16 protein-coding genes are annotated in these 16298 nt (G+C 63.8%); 10 read left to right on the forward strand and 6 right to left on the reverse strand.

Features of this window, described 5'->3' with window-relative positions:
- Window positions 1–8: 8 nt before the first annotated feature.
- Both B6V74_RS02330 and uraH read right to left on the reverse strand, forming a co-directional pair.
- Window positions 9–1307, reverse strand: coding sequence for a urate hydroxylase PuuD (locus B6V74_RS02330; protein ID WP_088721853.1), 1299 nt, complete (start codon window positions 1305–1307; stop codon window positions 9–11).
- Between the two features lie 122 nt (window positions 1308–1429).
- Window positions 1430–1786, reverse strand: coding sequence for a hydroxyisourate hydrolase (uraH, locus tag B6V74_RS02335; RefSeq protein WP_088721854.1), 357 nt, complete (start codon window positions 1784–1786; stop codon window positions 1430–1432).
- 326 nt (window positions 1787–2112) lie between these two features.
- Between uraH and B6V74_RS02340 the strand changes: the two genes are divergently transcribed.
- Genes B6V74_RS02340 through B6V74_RS02360 form a run of 5 tightly spaced genes read left to right on the forward strand, consistent with a single transcriptional unit; the run spans window position 2113 to window position 6831 of the window.
- Window positions 2113–2916, forward strand: coding sequence for a UDP-2,3-diacylglucosamine diphosphatase (locus tag B6V74_RS02340; protein WP_088721855.1), 804 nt, complete (start codon window positions 2113–2115; stop codon window positions 2914–2916).
- Entirely contained in the window at window positions 2913–4052 is a 1140-nt protein-coding gene (locus B6V74_RS02345; protein WP_088721856.1) for a ceramide glucosyltransferase, read from the forward strand. Before B6V74_RS02340 ends, B6V74_RS02345 begins: the two co-directional genes overlap by 4 nt.
- 4 nt (window positions 4053–4056) lie before the next feature.
- Window positions 4057–4632: a VTT domain-containing protein gene (locus B6V74_RS02350; protein ID WP_075776029.1), complete on the forward strand. Its 576-nt coding sequence runs from the start codon at window positions 4057–4059 to the stop codon at window positions 4630–4632.
- Window positions 4629–5372, forward strand: coding sequence for a glycosyltransferase family 2 protein (locus B6V74_RS02355; protein WP_088721857.1), 744 nt, complete (start codon window positions 4629–4631; stop codon window positions 5370–5372). The genes B6V74_RS02350 and B6V74_RS02355 overlap by 4 nt, the downstream gene beginning before the upstream one ends.
- A 34-nt stretch (window positions 5373–5406) precedes the next feature.
- On the forward strand, window positions 5407–6831 hold the full coding sequence (locus B6V74_RS02360) for a dihydrolipoyl dehydrogenase (protein WP_088721858.1): 1425 nt from the start codon (window positions 5407–5409) through the stop codon (window positions 6829–6831).
- On the opposite strand, the gene B6V74_RS02365 is transcribed toward B6V74_RS02360, so the two are convergent.
- The gene (locus B6V74_RS02365; RefSeq protein WP_088721859.1) at window positions 6828–7580 is read right to left on the reverse strand and encodes a 3-keto-5-aminohexanoate cleavage protein; all 753 of its coding nucleotides are present in this window, start codon (window positions 7578–7580) and stop codon (window positions 6828–6830) included. The two genes, B6V74_RS02360 and B6V74_RS02365, sit on opposite strands and share 4 nt — an antisense overlap.
- A complete protein-coding gene (locus B6V74_RS02370) occupies window positions 7577–8899 on the reverse strand; it encodes an aspartate aminotransferase family protein (RefSeq protein ID WP_075776032.1) in 1323 nt (440 codons plus the stop codon). The genes B6V74_RS02365 and B6V74_RS02370 overlap by 4 nt, the downstream gene beginning before the upstream one ends.
- Before the next feature lie 141 nt (window positions 8900–9040).
- On the opposite strand from B6V74_RS02370, the gene B6V74_RS02375 reads away from it, so the two are divergent.
- The 4 genes from B6V74_RS02375 (at window position 9041) to B6V74_RS02390 (ending at window position 14089) form a co-directional block, all read left to right on the forward strand.
- Window positions 9041–9904: a MurR/RpiR family transcriptional regulator gene (locus tag B6V74_RS02375; protein ID WP_233243028.1), complete on the forward strand. Its 864-nt coding sequence runs from the start codon at window positions 9041–9043 to the stop codon at window positions 9902–9904.
- Window positions 9905–9961: 57 nt separating this feature from the next.
- A complete protein-coding gene (locus tag B6V74_RS02380; protein WP_075776034.1) occupies window positions 9962–10936 on the forward strand; it encodes a TAXI family TRAP transporter solute-binding subunit in 975 nt (324 codons plus the stop codon).
- A 109-nt stretch (window positions 10937–11045) separates the two neighbouring features.
- Entirely contained in the window at window positions 11046–13661 is a 2616-nt protein-coding gene (locus B6V74_RS02385; RefSeq protein ID WP_240497031.1) for a TRAP transporter permease, read from the forward strand.
- A complete protein-coding gene (locus tag B6V74_RS02390; RefSeq protein WP_075776036.1) occupies window positions 13658–14089 on the forward strand; it encodes a universal stress protein in 432 nt (143 codons plus the stop codon). The genes B6V74_RS02385 and B6V74_RS02390 overlap by 4 nt, the downstream gene beginning before the upstream one ends.
- 74 nt (window positions 14090–14163) lie before the next feature.
- Here B6V74_RS02390 and B6V74_RS02395 read toward each other — a convergent pair whose 3' ends face one another.
- Together B6V74_RS02395 and B6V74_RS02400 are read right to left on the reverse strand one after the other, a co-directional pair.
- Window positions 14164–14829: an acyl-homoserine-lactone synthase gene (locus B6V74_RS02395; RefSeq protein ID WP_088718978.1), complete on the reverse strand. Its 666-nt coding sequence runs from the start codon at window positions 14827–14829 to the stop codon at window positions 14164–14166.
- A 73-nt stretch (window positions 14830–14902) separates the two neighbouring features.
- The gene (locus B6V74_RS02400; RefSeq protein WP_088721860.1) at window positions 14903–15505 is read right to left on the reverse strand and encodes a LuxR family transcriptional regulator; all 603 of its coding nucleotides are present in this window, start codon (window positions 15503–15505) and stop codon (window positions 14903–14905) included.
- Window positions 15506–15604: 99 nt separating this feature from the next.
- On the opposite strand from B6V74_RS02400, the gene B6V74_RS02405 reads away from it, so the two are divergent.
- Complete coding sequence (locus tag B6V74_RS02405) at window positions 15605–16036, forward strand: autoinducer binding domain-containing protein (protein WP_075776039.1); 432 nt, start codon at window positions 15605–15607, stop codon at window positions 16034–16036.
- Window positions 16037–16298 lie beyond the last annotated feature (262 nt).

The raw sequence follows: 16298 nt of genomic DNA on the forward strand, positions 1-16298 counted from the left end.
GGCAGCGATCACGACGCGTCGGGATGGGGAACCGCGATCTCGGCCTCGGCCCGATCCGTTGGACCTGCCGCTTGCGTCCCGGCCTCGCCCGCTCGGAACCAAGCCCGGATGGCGGCGCGCTCCTGCGGCTCCATGTAGCTCAAATTCGCAGGCGGCATCGCGTCGGTCAGCCCGGCTTGCACGTAGATTTGCCGCGCGGCGGCGGCGATTTCGCGGGGCGTCTCGAGCTTGATATTCTTGGGCGCATGGCCAATCCCCTCGTAGCCGGGCTCGCTCGCATGACACATCGAACAGCGCCCCATTACGATACCGCTCACTTCGTCGAAGCCGGGCGCCGCCGCGAAGCGCTGCTCGAAAGGCGTCAACATGGCGCTGTCCTCGGTGTCCGCCCCGGCATCCGCCTTCGGGATCGAGGACAGCCATACGATCGCAATAAACAACGCCGCGGTGGCGCCCCAGGTCCACCACGGCTTACCCTTATGGGCGTGGTGCGTGTTGAAGAAGTGCCGGATCGTCACCCCCATCAGGAACACCAGGGAGGCGATAAGCCAGTTATAGGCGCTCGCGAAAGCCAGCGGATAGTGGTTCGACAACATCAGGAAGATGACCGGCAGCGTCAGGTAATTGTTATGGGTCGAACGCTGCTTGGCGATCTTGCCGTATTTCGGATCGGGCGTGCGCCCCGCCACGAGGTCGGCCACTACGATCTTCTGGTTCGGAATGATGATCAGGAACACGTTTGCGGTCATGATCGTCGCGGTGAAGGCCCCCAGATGCAGCAGCGCCGCGCGGCCCGAGAAGACCTGCGTATAGCCCCAGGCCATCGCGACGAGAATGACGTAGAGGCCGAGCATGAGCCGGGTATTGTTTTCGCCGAAGCGCGATTTGCAGATCAGGTCGTAAAGGAGCCAGCCGAGCGCGAGCGAGCCGATCGAGATCAGAATTGCCCCCCAGACCGGCAGCTCCATCACCCGCGGATCAATCAGATAGAACTGCGCCTGCGTCCAGTAGAGCACCACCAGCATCGCGAAGCCCGAAAGCCACGTCATGTAGCTTTCCCATTTGAACCAGGTCAGCCGGTCGGGCATCTGCGCCGGGGCCACGAGATATTTCTGGATGTGGTAGAAGCCGCCGCCATGGACCTGCCACGCCGCCCCATGCACCCCTTCAGGCGCGCCGGGTTCGGGCACCAGCCCCAGATCGAGCGCGATGAAATAGAAGGACGACCCGATCCACGCAATCGCGGTGATCACGTGCAGCCAGCGCACCGCGAACTGCACCCATTCCAGAAAAAAAGTGTAATCCATCCGTCGTCCCTCGTTTTGCGCCCAGAGTTTCCGAAGCCACGGCCGAGCGCAAGCGATGGCGCGGCGGAACCGCCGGATTTTTGTCCGGATGCTCAAATCACGAGCAGATGGACGCCCCGGGCTCAGCTGCCGCGATAGGTTGAGTAGCCGTAGGGCGAGAGCAGCAGCGGCACGTGGTAATGCGCCCCGGCATCATTCATCCCGAAGCGGATCGGGATATCGTCGAGGAACAGCGGCTCTTCCGCTCCCTGCACGCTCGCCCGCAGATAATCCCCCGCAGCGAAGACCAGTTCGAACTGCCCGGTGCGAAACCGCTCCGCCGGCAGGATCGGCGAGTCGGTGCGCCCGTCGGCATTCGTCACCATCTCGGCCAGCACCTCACGATCGTCTCCGTTGAGAGCGAAGAGCGTGATCTTGAGCCCGTCCGCCGGGCATCCCCGCGCCGTGTCGAGCACATGGGTGGTCAGATATCCTGCCATCGCGTTCTCCTTCGCCAATCGTCGTCACCGCGACCACTATGCTTTCGGGTGAAACAAACCGCAAGATATCGTGCGCTCACCGGAAGTTGCTTGGTATTTCACACCCTTATGGTTGATCACCGCACAGCTGCCTCTAGGTGACATAACAGGTTCACGTAGCCGTCACATCGATGTCACGTCGGAAGGCGATGGGCAGCGCAGCAAAGAGCGGAAGGATCCTATGGCCCATAAATTGCAGTCTGCCATTTTCCGGACTGTCTCCGCATCGCTTCTCTGCGCAGGCGCCGGGTGCCTGCCTCTCCCCGCCGATCCACCGGAGATGTGACATGAGCCGATCGCGCCATCACAACAAGCACCACTACCGCAGCCTCTTCCTCTCGGATTTTCACCTTGGCTCGCGCGGGTGCAGCCCCGGCCCGATACTCGACTTTCTGCAAAGCGTCCGGGCCGACGCGATCTACCTCGTCGGCGATATCCTCGACCTCTGGCATGGTGGCCCCGTGCAGTGGGGGGATATCCATGCCGAGATCATCGAGACCCTCGAGGCCCATGCCGAGGCCGGAACGCGTATCGTCTACCTGCCCGGCAATCACGATGCGGCACTACGCTCGCCGGGTATGAACTTCCTCAGCTTTGAGCTGGCCGAGACGGCACTCCATGTCGGCGCGGACGGGCAGCGCTACCTTATCGTGCATGGCGATCAATGCGATGCGCGCATCCTGCGCTGGCACGCGATGACCCGTTTCGGAAGCCGGATGGACGCGCTGTTCCGCGGCATCGATGCCTGGTTGCGCCGCCGCCGTGACGTTTCCGAGACAGAGCGCACGTTGATCCAGCTCGCGATCGAGGGGATTAACCACCTGATCGCACGTGGCTCGGGTTACGAGCATCGGCTGATCGCGCTGGCCTCCGAGGCCGGGGTCGACGGGATCATCTGCGGCCACTCGCACAAGCCCGCGCTGCGCGAGGTCAGCGGAATGACCTACGCGAATTGCGGCGACTGGGTGGACAGCCTGACCGCCTTGGCCGAGGATAGTTCAGGCGCATTGCAACTTCTTCAATGGGGCGCGGAGCCCGCCGCGGTCACCGAGACCGGCACCCGCCCCGCCGTCGCAAAGGTTCGTGCATGACGATCGTTCTGCTCTTCCTTGCAGCCCTTCTGGGCATCACTCTAACGGCGCATCTTCTTAGCGCCGCGATGACCGCGTGGCGCGAATCCCGACCACCGAAGCCGGTGCCCGACGACCTGCCTTTCATCGCGCTGATGCGCCCGGTCTGCGGGGTCGACCCGTTCGACGCGGAGACGCTGGGCTCGTCCTTCGAACTCGACTATCCGGATTACGAGGTGATCTTCTGCGCGCCGTCCGAGCACGACCCGGCCTGCGCGCTGGTCCGTCGCCTGATCGAAGAGAACCCGCATGTGCGTGCGCGGCTTCTGACCGGGCTCGACGCGGTGTCGGGCAATCCGAAGCTGAACAACCTGCACAAGGGTCTGTCCGCGACCGACGCTGAGTGGCTCGCGATGGCCGATAGCAATCTGCTTTTGCCGCGCGATTATCTGAAACGGTTGGTGGCGGAATGGCGGCCCGGCACGGGGCTGGTCTCCGCTCCGCCGGTGGCCGAGCGTCCAGGCAATCTCTGGGGCGCCGTCGAGGCAGCGTTCCTCAACACCAATCAGGCGCGCTGGCAGGTGGCGGCCGACATGATCGGGCTGGGCTTCGCACAGGGCAAATCGCTGTTCTGGCGGCGCGACATCCTGATGGCAGGCGGCGGATTTGCTGCGCTCGGGCGCAACATGGCCGAGGACGTGGCCTCTACGAAACTCGTGCGCCGGCAGGGGCTGAAGGTGCGGCTGACGCGGCACCTCTTCGCGCAACCGATCGGGAGGCGCGCGGCTCGCACGGTCTGGGACCGCCAGCTGCGCTGGTCCAAGGTGCGTCGCGACGGCTTCGTGATGATCTTCGCCGCAGAGATCGCGCAGGGCCCTTTCCTGCCCTTCCTCGCCGCGCTTGCCCTCGCCGCTTTGGGCGCGATGCCTTGGATCGCGCTGCCGCTTCTGGTTGCGCTGTGGTACGGTGCCGAGGTGCTGCTGGCGCGGATCGCGGGCTGGCCCGCCTCCGCGCGCGACATCGCAGGGTTCGCGATCCGCGACGCGATGCTGCCCGCGCTTTGGCTGATGACATGGTTCGGGCGCGATTTCACGTGGCGCGGCAATGACATGACCCATCGGGACGTGGCGCGCCGCGACACCCCCGTCACGGAGTAACCTTATGTTCGGCTTGGAGACGATCTCCGCATTGATGGCGAAACACGGCCTGGCCGTAATCGCGCCGATTGCGGTGCTCGAAGGGCCGATCGTGACCGTGATCGCGGCGTGGCTTGCCAGCCAGAACCTGTTCTCCGTCTGGTCGGTTGCGATCATCGTGATCCTTGCCGATCTCGTCGGCGATCTGGGGCTCTATTCGCTTGGCCGATGGGGGCTGAACCGGATGCCCAAGAAATGGCGCGACAGGCTGGGCCTGAGCCGCGCGCGGCTCGTGAGCGCGGCGCGGCACTTCCAGAGCAAGGGGATCAAGACGCTGGTCTTCGGCAAGCTGACCCATTCGGCTGGCGCGCCGGTGCTGGTCGCAGCCGGGGTCGCGCGGATGAATTTCTGGGTGTTCATGCTGACCAATCTGATCGCCACGATCCCGAAATCGCTTGCTTTCGTGGCACTCGGCTATTGGCTCGGCTCGCATATCGGCAAGATCGACAGCTGGCTGTCGACGGGCTCGCTGATCCTGCTCGTCGTGATCGCGCTCGGCGCCACGATCTGGTTCTATCGCCGCAAGAGGTCGCACTCATGACGAAGATCAGCTGCATTCTGCCCGCCTATAACGAGGCCCCGCGGATCGGCGCGGTGCTGGAGCGCGTGCTGGGCCATCCGCAGATCGCCGAGGTGATCGTGATCGACGACGGCTCGAGCGACGGCACCGCCGAAATCGCCGAGGGGTATCGCGCCGCCCATCCGCATCTGCGGGTGCTGCGCCAGACACAGAACGGAGGCAAGACGGCGGCCGTGGCCGCGGGGATCGCAGAAGCCGCGGGCACTCACCTGATGCTGCTCGACAGCGATCTGCTGGGGCTGACCCATTCCGATCTGGGCGCGCTGATCGCGCCGGTGGCGAATGGGGAGGCCGATGTCACGATCAGCCTGCGCCGCAACGCGCCGCGCATCTGGCGGGTGCTCGGGCTCGATTACATCTCGGGCGAGCGTGTGATCCCGCGCGAGATGCTGGGCGCGCGACTGGAGGCTCTCAACGCCCTTCCCCGCTTCGGGCTGGAGGTGTTCATGAACCGCCTGTGGATTGGCGCGCGCGCCCGGATCGCCGTCGTCGCGTGGCCCGGCGTCGACAGCCCGATGAAATCCGCAAAGCTTGGCAACTGGCGCGCCGGTGTCGCCGCCGACGCGCGGATGATCCGCGACATCTTCCGCACCATCGCACCGCATCGCGCGTTGGGGCAGATCGTGGCGATGCGCCGCCTGCGGGTGCCAGCTCAGGCGCAGACTTTACCGCGCAAAAGCTTGGAACGTATAGCTCGCTAGGCGGTTCGGTTCGCGACAGTTCAGCGGAGGTTTCATGTCACAACATGCGCGCGTCGTCATAATCGGCTCCGGCTCGGCCGGGTTGTCCGCCTTGCGCGAGGTGCGCCATGCGACAGATGACTTCCTCATCATAAATGACGGCCATTGGGGCACGACCTGCGCCGAAAGCGGCTGCATGCCTTCCAAGGCGCTGATCGAAGCCGCCAACGCCTTCCACCGTCGCCACGATTTCGAGGCCTTCGGGATTTCCGCCGCCGAGACGCTGCGCATCCGCGTGCCCGACGTGATGGCGCGAATGAAACGGATGCGCGACGACTTCACGAAATCGCCGCGCGCGGTGCCCGAGAAACTCGGCGAAAAGGCGATCTCGGGTCGCGGGAAACTCCTCGGGCCGAACCGGATCGAGATCGAGGGACACGGGGAAGTGACCGCCGATGCGATCATCCTCGCGACCGGTTCGTCGCCAGTGCTGCCGGGGCCGTGGAAAACCTTCGGCGATCGTATCTTTACCACCGACACGCTGTTCGACCGCGACGACCTGCCCAAGCGGATCGCGGTGATCGGCATGGGCGCGATCGGCGTGGAACTCGCACAGGCGATGGCGCGGATGGGTATCGAGGTCGCGGGCTTCGATGCGTTGGAAAGCGTGGCTGGCATGACCGACCCGGAAGTCGCTGCACTCCTGCGCGACGCCATCGCGGCGGAACTGCCGCTGCATCTGGGTGCACCGGCTGAGATTTCCGAAGGCAATGCGGGCAGTTTGATCGTGAAAGGCGCAGGCGGCGCAGAATTCGAGGCCGACGCCGTGCTCGCCGCGATGGGACGCCGCCCCAATATCGCGGGGCTCGGGCTAGAGACGCTCGGCGTGCCGCTCGACGATCACGGGATGCCCGAGGTCGACGCCTCTTCCACGCAGATCGGCGATCTGCCGGTCTTCATGGCGGGCGACGCAAACGCGGTCCGCCCGATCCTGCACGAAGCCGCGGACGAAGGGCATATCGCGGGGCGCAACGCCTTGGCCGAAAGTCCACGCCGCTATCGCCGCCGGGCCTCGATGGCCATCGCCTTCTGCGCGCCCAACGCGGTGCGTGTCGGGCAGAGCTTCGCGGATCTGGAGGGGAAGGACATCTTGATCGGACACGCCAATTTCGCGTCGCAATCGCGCGCCCGGCTGGCCGAAGAGGCGCATGGCCTGATCCGCATCTATGCCGAGCCGGGAAGCGGCAAGCTCCTGGGCTGCGAGATGGCGCTGCCCGAGGGCGAGCATTTCGCGCATCTCTTCGGCCTCGCGATCCAGTCGGAGATGAGCACCTACGACATGCTGGCGATGCCCTTCTATCATCCGGTGATGGAGGAAGGGCTGCGCAGCGCCTTGCGTGAGATCGCCCGGCAATTGCCCGACGAAGAGCGCTCCGACCTCGCCGACTGCCCCGAGAAAGGGCATTCGACGCTCGATTAAAGGGCTGCGATCTCGGCCACACGCGCGGCGTTGTCGGGCGCGGTCGTCCCGTCTTCCATCACCAGCGAATTCTCGAACCCGACCCGCGCCTTGCCCCCCTTGGCGAGCGCGTTTCTCAGGCAGGCGGTCTCGCCCCGGCCGAAGGCGCAAATCGCCCAGTCGGGGGTGATCGCCTCGGCTTGCATCCAGTCGAGGAACGGGTCGAGCATCTCAGGCGTCGAGACTTGCCCCGCGACATAACGGCCCATTACGAAGATCAGTTGCAGTGCCGGATCGCGCAGCAAACGGTCGGGCAGAACGCGCGCCAGCGCCTCGGCATCCTCGCGGGAATAGAGGATATGTTGGATCGCGATCCCGCGCTCTGCCGCCTCCTCGTAGAACTTCATCGCCAGCAATTCATGATCGCGCAGCATCTCGCGCGCCGAGACAGAGACCATATGAGCGCCCGAGTTCAGAGCGACGTAGCGCTGGTGGCCCGGCGCGTAGCGCCCCGCGGCCTCGGTGGTGATCTGGATCGCCATGTCGCCCAAGCGCGGACGCAGATGGGCCAACGCCTCGGCATAGGCTCCACTATCGAGCAGGTGCCCGCCCGCATCGTCGCGCAGGTGCAGATGCAGCGCCCCTGCCCCGGCGTCGCGGCAGGTGAGCGCAGTCTGCGTGATTTCGTCGAGCGAGACCGGCAGCGCCGGATGGTCGGTCTTGGTCTTGGTCGCCCCGTTCGGCGCGACCATGATACGCGGCAGGCTCACCCGAGAACCTCGCGGATCGCGGTGCCGAGCTTGTCCACCAATTCGCCAATCTGGTCGTCGGAGATGATGAAGGGCGGCGCGAGCAGGATGTGGTCGCCGCGCTGGCCGTCGATCGTGCCGCCCATCGGGTAGCAGACGAGCCCCGCCTCGAAAGCCGCAGCCTTGAGCTTCTTGTTGACGGCCTTCGCCGGATCCATCGGCTCTTTCGTGGCGCGGTCGGCCACGATTTCCAGCCCGCGGAACATGCCGCGCCCACGGATGTCGCCAATATGGGGATGCTGGCCGAACGCCTCGCGCAAAGCCGCGTCGAGCACTTCGCCCTGCTGCGCCGCCCGCGCGACCATGCCACCCTCGGTCAGCTTCTTGACCACGGCATCGCCCGCGGCGGTCGCGGTCGGGTGGCCGATATAGGTATGTCCGTGCTGGAAGAAGCCCGAGCCGTTAACGAAGGCGTCATAAATCTCGGACGTGCAGATCGCCGCCCCGATGGGCTGATAGCCCGCGCCGAGCCCCTTCGCGATGGTGACGATATCGGGCGCGATCCCGTCCTGCTCGCAGGCGAACAACGTACCGGTCCGGCCCATCCCGCACATCACCTCGTCGAGGATCAGCAGGATGCCGTATTGATCGCAGATTTCGCGGATACGCTTGAAATAGCCTTTCACCGGCGGGACCGCGCCCATCGTGGCGCCCACGACCGGCTCGGCGATGAAGCCGATCACGTTTTCCGCCCCGAGACGCTGAATTTCGGCCTCCAGCTCGTTGGCGACGCGCAGACCGTATTCCTCGGCGGTCTCGCCGTCCTCGCGCCAGCGGTATTCATGCACGGGCGCGATGTGGCTCACATCGATCAGCAGCGGGTTGAACTTCTCGCGGCGCCACGCATTGCCGCCAGCGGCCAGCGCGCCCAGCGTGTTGCCGTGATAGGACTGGCGGCGCGCGATGAAATGCGACCGGCTCGGCTCGCCTTTCTCGACGAAATACTGTCGTGCCATTTTCAGCGCGCTTTCCACCGCCTCCGATCCCCCGGACGTGAAGTAGACGCGATCCAAGCTCCCCGGCGCGTGAGCGATGAGGCGATCGGCAAGCCGCTCGGCGGGTTCGGAGGAGAAGAAACCGGTATGCGCGAAGGCGATATTGTCGATCTGATCCTTGATCGCGGCAATCACGTCCGCGTCAGAGTGACCGAGACAGGACACGGCCGCACCGCCCGAGCCATCGAGATACCGCTTGCCCTCGGAGTCGAGGATGTAGATACCGTCGCCCTTTACTGCCAAGGGCGCAGTGGACTTCGTGTGGCGCGGGAATACATGGCTCATATCGGTCCCTCCTTCGGGACAAGATTGCGTGAGGGTCGCTGATCACCCCATGAAACATATGTTTTACGCATTGACAATATATGAAACAAATGAAACGGTCACCGCGACGCGATAACTGGTGATGGAACCTGGGGAGGAGCATTGTCCGGCAGTTTCGAACAGCGATTGGCTGCGCAATATGGCAGCCTGTCCACGCGTTTGCGTGAGGCGGGCGACTATATCGCAGACAACCCGGTGAGCATCGCCACGCGCTCGCTGCGTATGCTGGCGAGCGAGTCGAACCTTGCGCCCGCGACCTTCACCCGCCTCGCCCATGCGCTCGAATACGAGAATTTCGAAGAACTGCGCGAGACCATGCGCGACCAGATCGGTCGCCGTGTTTCACCCTTCGCGGACCGCGCCGACCGGCTGCAGAAGGACGCTGCCGATCCGCAGGACAGCTTCCTCAACCGGTATGCCGCGGCCACGCAGGACAATATCGCGGCCCTGACCGCCGCGATCGAACCGGGACGGCTCGAGGCCGTGGCCGACAAGATCGCCGCCGCCCGCCGGGTGGTGCTGCTGGGCGCGCTAGGTTCGACGGGGATTGCGGAATACACCGCCTATATCGCCAATTTCCTTGGCGACAACTGGGAGCTGGGCGCCCGCGCGGGCTCGTCGCTGGGCGCGACGCTCGCCGGGCTCGACGAGCGCGACGCGGTTCTGGTGATCACCAAGCCGCCCTTCGCGCGCTCCACCATCCGCAGCGCGATCCATGCCCATGAACAGGGCGCCCATGTCACGCTGATTACCGACAGCCGCAGCTGTCCGGCGCTGCACGCGGCCGATGAGACCTTCATCGTGCCCACCGACAGCCCGCATTTCTACACGAGTTACGTCGCCACGCTGTTCTTGCTCGAAGCAATTCTGGCGCTGGTGGCGAAGCGCGCGGGACCCCGCGCAACCGAACGGATCGCCGAGGTCGAACGGCGCAACAGGCTTCTCGACGAAGTCTATGCACGCTGACCGAGGCGGACCGTACCACTGAACCGACACCCAAAAACGATCAACGGGAGTGACTACATGAAACAGTTCTTCAAACTCGGGGCCGTCGCGGCCGTCGCCGGCGCGCTGATGGCGCCCGCGGCGAACGCAGCCGACGAGACCTTCATCACCATCGGGACCGGCGGCGTCACCGGCGTCTACTACCCGACCGGCGGCGCGATCTGCCGCCTGATGAACAAGAGCCACAAGGAAACCGGCGTCCGTTGCTCGGTCGAGTCCACCGGCGGTTCGGTCTACAACATCAACACCATCCGTTCGGGCGAACTGGACTTCGGCATCGCCCAGTCGGATTGGCAGTACCACGCCTACAAGGGCGACTCGAAGTTCTCCGATCAGGGTCCGTTCGAGAAGCTGCGCGCCGTGTTCTCGATCCACCCCGAGCCCTTCACCGTCGTCGCGCGTGCCGATAGCGGCATCAAGAACTTCCAAGACCTCAAGGGCAAGCGCGTGAACATCGGCAACCCCGGTTCGGGTCAGCGCGGCACGATGGAAGTGCTGATGGATGCGATGGGCTGGAAAACCTCGGACTTCGCGCTCGCGACCGAGCTGAAGGCCGCCGAGCAGTCGAAAGCGCTCTGCGACAACCAGATCGACGCGATGGTCTACACCGTGGGTCACCCCTCCGGTTCGATCCAGGAAGCGACCACCTCCTGCGACGCGAACCTCGTGAACGTCACGGGCGACGCGGTCGACAAGCTGGTCGCCGACAACCCGTACTACGCCACCGCGACGATCCCCGGCGGCATGTATCGCGGCAACCCCGACGACACGAAGACCTTCGGCGTGCGTGCGACCCTCGTGACCTCGGCCGACGAGCCCGATGATGTCGTCTATGCGCTGGTGAAGTCGGTCTTCGACAACTTCGACGAGTTCAAGAAGCTGCACCCGGCCTTCGCGCATCTGAAGCCCGAGGAAATGGTCACCGCCGGTCTCTCGGCTCCGATCCATCCGGGCGCTCTGAAGTACTACAAGGAACGCGGCTGGATTAAGTAATCCCTGCGCATATTCGGGCGGGCGCGCTTGCGTGCCCGCCCTTTTCAGTTTCAGCTACTAAGATCATGCCGGAACAGGCGGACGGCCCGTTGGGTCGCAAGGGGGAACGATGGCGGAAAATCGCGCCTTGAACGAACAAGAATTGCAGGAGCTCGTACAAGCTTCTGACAGCGGGGCGCGCAGCCCCAAGGGATGGGTCGGGCTCATGGTCGCCGTGGTGGCGCTGAGCTGGTCGATCTTCCAGGTGCTTCTGGCTTCGCCCATCGGGCCCTATGTGCTGCCGGGCGACCTGATCAACAATGCCCGCCAGATCCATCTGGCCTATGCCATCTTCCTCTCGGCGATGGCCTATCCGCTGTTCAAGTCCTCACCCAAGGACCATGTGCCGTGGTATGACTGGATCCTCGCGGTAGGCGGGGCGCTTCTCGCGCTGTACGGCTATTTCTTCTACCAGAAGATCGTCGACAATGGCGGACTCGCCGATATGCAGGACTCCTATATCTCGGTCCTGGGCATCATCTTCCTCTTCATCGCAGCCTATCGCACGCTCGGCCCGGTCATGGTGCTGCTGGCGATCGTGTTCCTGTGTTATGTGTTCTTCGGCTCGTCGGAGTTCTTCCCCGAACAGATCCGCTGGGCCGGTGCGAGCCTGCGCAAGGCGATGAGCCACATGTGGATCACCTCCGAGGGGGTGTTCGGGATCGCGCTCGGCGTCTCGACCAAGTTCGTCTTCCTCTTCGTGCTGTTCGGCGCGCTGCTCGAGAAAGCGGGCGCGGGCAACTACTTCATCCAGATGGCCTTCGGCGCGCTCGGCCACCTGCGCGGCGGGCCTGCGAAAGCCGCCGTCGTGGGCTCTGCGGCGACCGGCCTGATCTCGGGCTCGTCGATCGCGAACGTGGTCACCACCGGCACCTTCACCATTCCGCTGATGAAACGCGTAGGCTTCTCGGCAGAGAAAGCCGGCTCGGTCGAGGTGGCTTCTTCGGTCAACGGCCAGATCATGCCGCCGGTGATGGGGGCCGCCGCCTTCCTGATGGTGGAATATGTCGGCATCTCCTATCTGGAGGTCATCAAGCACGCCTTTATCCCGGCGATCATCTCCTACATCGCACTGTTCTACATCGTGCATCTGGAGGCCGTGAAAAACCGCATGCCGACGATCGGCGACCGCGTGGTCTCGGTCTGGCGCACCGCCTTCGGCATGTTCGCCTTCTTCGCGGGCTTCGCGGCGCTGTGCTATGCCACGCAGTACCCGGTGCGCCTCATCACCTCGATGGTACCCGAAGGCGCAGGCTGGGTTCTGTCTCTGCTCGTCGTCTTGGTCTATCTCGGCCTCGTCTGGGTCGCCGCGAAAGCGCCCGATCTGGAGCCGGACGATCCGAACTCCGAGATCGTGAAGCTTCCGGAGATCAAGGATATCTACAAGGCGGGCCTCTACTACCTGCTCCCGATCGTCGTTCTGGTCTATTTCCTGATGATCGAGCGCAAGTCGCCGGGCCTGTCGGCCTTCTGGGCCTCGTTCCTGCTATTCTTCATCCTGCTCACCCAGAAACCGCTCAAGGCCGCCTTCCGCGGCGAGAGCGCCCCGATGAGCCGCTTCCGTGAAGGCGTTCTCGACCTGATCGGCGGCATGATCGACGGCGCGCGCAACATGATCGGGATCGGCCTGGCCACCGCCACCGCCGGGATCATCGTAGGCACCGTCTCGCTGACCGGGATCGGTCAGGTGATGGCCGATTTCGTCGAGTTCCTCTCGGGTGGCAACCTGATCCTGATGCTGATCTTCGTGGCGATCCTGTCGCTGATCCTCGGGATGGGCCTGCCGACCACGGCGAACTACATTGTCGTCAGCTCGCTGATGGTGGGCGTCGTCGTCCATCTGGGCGCGCAGTCGGGCCTCGTGGTACCGCTGATCGCGGTGCACCTGTTCGTGTTCTACTTCGGGATCATGGCGGACGTGACGCCACCCGTGGGCCTTGCCTCCTTCGCGGCGGCGGCAGTCTCGGGAGGCGACGCGATCAAGACCGGCTTCACGGCGTTCTTCTATTCGCTGCGCACGGTCGCCCTGCCCTTCGTGTTCATCTTCAACACCGATCTGCTGCTGATCGACGTGACGTGGTACCAGGCGATCTTCGTCTTCGTCATCGCGACGATCGGCATCCTCGTCTTCACCGCGGGCACGATGGGGTGGTTCGTCACCCGTTCGAAGATCTGGGAGACGGTGGCGCTTCTTCTGATCGCCTTCACCCTGTTCCGTCCCGGCTATTTCATGAACATGATCGAGCCGCCCTATAACGAGGTGCCGCCTGCGAACATCACGCAGCGCCTCGACAAGGCACCGGTCGGGCGTGAGCTGCGACTGATCTTCTCGGGTCCCGATTACACCACCGAAGAACCGAAGGACCTGACCGTGCTGGTCAAGGTGCCCGAAGGCGCGACGGGGCAGGACCGGCTCGACAAGCTCGGCCTGAGCTTCACCGAAACGGACGGAAAGATGGTCGCGGACGAGCCGATGTTCGGCTCGGAGTTGCAGAAGAAACTGCAGGGCTTCGACTTTTACGGCGACACGCCCGTCACACTGTCCAACGTGAAGGTGCCGAACGACCAGCTTCCGAAAGAGCTGATGTTCATCCCCGCTTTCGCGCTTCTCGCGCTCATCGCTTTCCTGCAATATCGGCGCAGGGAAGACGATGACGCGGCCTTTGCTGAAGGAGAACCGGCATGACCAATACCATTCTCTGCGCGATCGACATGAACCGCCCCAAGACCGAGCGCAAAGTGCTCGAATGGGCGGCGCGGCTGGCCAAGATGGAAGACGCACAGCTCGACGTGATCACCGTGGTGCCCGATTACGGCTCGGCGGTTGTGGGGGCCTTTTTCTCGGACGATCACACAGCGAAGGCGAAGGAGCACGCGCGCGAGCTGCTGCATGACTTCGTCGCCGAGGTCGTGGGCCCCGAGGTGAACGCCAAGGTGCGACACATCGTGGGCGTCGGCACTGCCTATCACGAGATCCTGTCGCTGGCCGAGAAAGACGGCGCGGACATGATCGTGCTCGGGGCGCATCGCCCCGATCTCAGCGATTATCTGCTCGGGCCGAACGCCGCTCGGGTCGTGCGGCACTCCAATTGCTGCGTCTTCGTCGTGCGCTGAGCGCGCGACCGACGGCGAAGATTTAGGGGCGCGCCCGGGCGATGGGCGCGCCCTTTTTCTTATCCCGCACCGGCTCAGGCAGCGGTATGCAACTGACGCGGCGCCGACCGGGCCGCCAGCACGCAGGCCTCGGCCATCTCGCGACGCCGCTGCGTGGAATATTCCGCGGGCATCCGCAGCGCCGCGTATTGCCGCCCGTCCTCGTCGTTGCGATAGGTCGGGCCCATCCGACTCACATCGTAGCCAAGCTGGCGCAGCGCCCGCATCAGCGCGAGAGAGGAGAGACAGATCAGCTCGTCCGCGCCCCGCTCCTTGGCGCGCTCCACCAGCCCGTCGACGATCAACCGCAAGCAGGTCGCGCGCTCGGCCTGCGTGGTCAGCGCGTCGGAAATCACCAGCCGCGTACATTCCCAGACCGTCTCGCTGGCAATTTCGGTCGGCAGGATTTCCGGCGGAATATGCGGCAACTTTCCCAGATGCGCGTCGCGCAGCATGTAGGTATTGCCACCCCAGATCGCCGCGGTGGACATCGCGCGCGCACCGCCCACCACCTGCCCCTCCTTCAGCACGAGCGAGTAATGCGCTAGGGGCGTATCATATTGATCCATCTCCACTTCGTCGTTATGCGGCACGTCCCAACCGAGCGTGTCGACGAAGACCTCCTTGCGCAGGCGCAGAAAGTCGTAAAACGCGGTGCCGAAGCGGTGAAGTTGCGAGAATTCGAAAGTGCAGTTTTGCATTGGAGCCTCCTTCTGGATAACTCCATCGAAACCACGAATTTGTAAAAAATTCACCCTTTTAGGTTGTACCAGCCTAGATGAGTCGCCTCGACGTCGCGATTGCGAGCATCTCGATCGCATTTCGCGCACCCAGCTTTCGGCTGGCAGAGGAAAGCCGGGCCTTCACGCCGCTCTCGGAAATCGCGAGTTTCGCGGCGATCTGCTTGATCAAGAGCCCGTCCGCGCGGTAGCGGATCGCCTCGAGTTCGGCTGCCGTGAGAGAGCGTTGCGAGGCATCGACATGCAAGGTCTTGAGCATCTCGAACGCTTCCTGCAGCTCGGCATCGGTGAAGTCCCGATCCGACCGGAACAGCGCGGCGTGGCTGCGTCGTCCGACATCGCGCGGCGTGTTGAACGAGATCGTCGCGCCATAGAGAAGTCCCATGCGCCGCGCCATCCCGACGACGTCGCGGGGATCGTCTTTCAGATCGGCCCAGCGCACGTACCCAACATTGTGATAGACCCAGTGCATCGAAGGGTCCTGCACCACCAGACCGTGCTGAGTATAGAGGTCCACCCAGTCACTATTCAGACGGTTGAGTTCGGCCTCAGGGAAAGAATAGCCAACCCTTAGCGCGAGATAAAACCCGGCAGGGGCGATTTGATTCAATCGCGTTTCGCAGTCCCTCAGTTCCATGATCTGATGGTCAATTCACTTGCACTCGATGCGGTCTCAGCCTACCGTCGCGCGGGACGCTGAGACCCTCTTCCGACAACCTAAAGACGAAATCCCGTGATGGAAACAGCAAACCGCAAGGAAATCGATAACCTTCTCAAGGAACTCGGTCAAACCTGCGACACCGGTTTCGCGTTTGCCCTGCACATCCGCTTTACCCGCCCGAACATCCTGTATCGCACCTACCCCGAGCCGTGGATCGAGGAATATAGCGAGAAGGGCATGATGATGGATGATCCCGTCGTGCTATGGGGCATGCAACACGAGGGTATCGTGCGTTGGGAGGATCTCGATGACCCCAAAGGGGTCTTGGAGGGGGCAAAAGCCCATGGCCTTCGGAACGGGTTGACCTGCGCGGTACTGGAAAACGGCTCTCGTTCGATCTCGGGCTTCACCCGCTCTACCCAGCCTTTCTCTGAGGCCGAGGCGCAGGAGCTGTTGGAGATGACCCGGCAGCTACACAATCTTACGGCGGGCCTCTCTGACCTCTGAGACGCGGCCTTTCGCACCAGCCTCGCGCCGATTGTGCAAATCGAATCAACGGGTCTCTGCAATTCCGACTGGCCGAAGCCGCTGCACCTAATTCAACCTCGGCGTGTAAATTTCATCTAACCGAAGGTTGGTTTTTGTCGGCCATTCGAATTTCGGTCGAAAAGCTTGGCTTTCGCTTGATAGGCGCAAAAGGCGCCCCCTAACCTCTTAAGTATCTGTAATCGGGATCGACGGGCCTGGTCCGGCCCAAAGCGATTAAGTC

The sequence above is a fragment of the Thioclava sp. F42-5 genome, from assembly GCF_002213195.1.
Taxonomy (GTDB): Bacteria; Pseudomonadota; Alphaproteobacteria; order Rhodobacterales; family Rhodobacteraceae; genus Thioclava; species Thioclava nitratireducens.

Coding starts and splice junctions, on each gene's coding strand:
- B6V74_RS02330 (WP_088721853.1), bottom strand. CDS start 1,307: ATGGATTACACTTTTTTTCTGGAATGGGTGCAGTTCGCGGTGCGCTGG.
- uraH (WP_088721854.1), bottom strand. CDS start 1,786: ATGGCAGGATATCTGACCACCCATGTGCTCGACACGGCGCGGGGATGC.
- B6V74_RS02340 (WP_088721855.1), top strand. CDS start 2,113: ATGAGCCGATCGCGCCATCACAACAAGCACCACTACCGCAGCCTCTTC.
- B6V74_RS02345 (WP_088721856.1), top strand. CDS start 2,913: ATGACGATCGTTCTGCTCTTCCTTGCAGCCCTTCTGGGCATCACTCTA.
- B6V74_RS02350 (WP_075776029.1), top strand. CDS start 4,057: ATGTTCGGCTTGGAGACGATCTCCGCATTGATGGCGAAACACGGCCTG.
- B6V74_RS02355 (WP_088721857.1), top strand. CDS start 4,629: ATGACGAAGATCAGCTGCATTCTGCCCGCCTATAACGAGGCCCCGCGG.
- B6V74_RS02360 (WP_088721858.1), top strand. CDS start 5,407: ATGTCACAACATGCGCGCGTCGTCATAATCGGCTCCGGCTCGGCCGGG.
- B6V74_RS02370 (WP_075776032.1), bottom strand. CDS start 8,899: ATGAGCCATGTATTCCCGCGCCACACGAAGTCCACTGCGCCCTTGGCA.
- B6V74_RS02380 (WP_075776034.1), top strand. CDS start 9,962: ATGAAACAGTTCTTCAAACTCGGGGCCGTCGCGGCCGTCGCCGGCGCG.
- B6V74_RS02385 (WP_240497031.1), top strand. CDS start 11,046: ATGGCGGAAAATCGCGCCTTGAACGAACAAGAATTGCAGGAGCTCGTA.
- B6V74_RS02390 (WP_075776036.1), top strand. CDS start 13,658: ATGACCAATACCATTCTCTGCGCGATCGACATGAACCGCCCCAAGACC.
- B6V74_RS02395 (WP_088718978.1), bottom strand. CDS start 14,829: ATGCAAAACTGCACTTTCGAATTCTCGCAACTTCACCGCTTCGGCACC.
- B6V74_RS02400 (WP_088721860.1), bottom strand. CDS start 15,505: ATGGAACTGAGGGACTGCGAAACGCGATTGAATCAAATCGCCCCTGCC.
- B6V74_RS02405 (WP_075776039.1), top strand. CDS start 15,605: ATGGAAACAGCAAACCGCAAGGAAATCGATAACCTTCTCAAGGAACTC.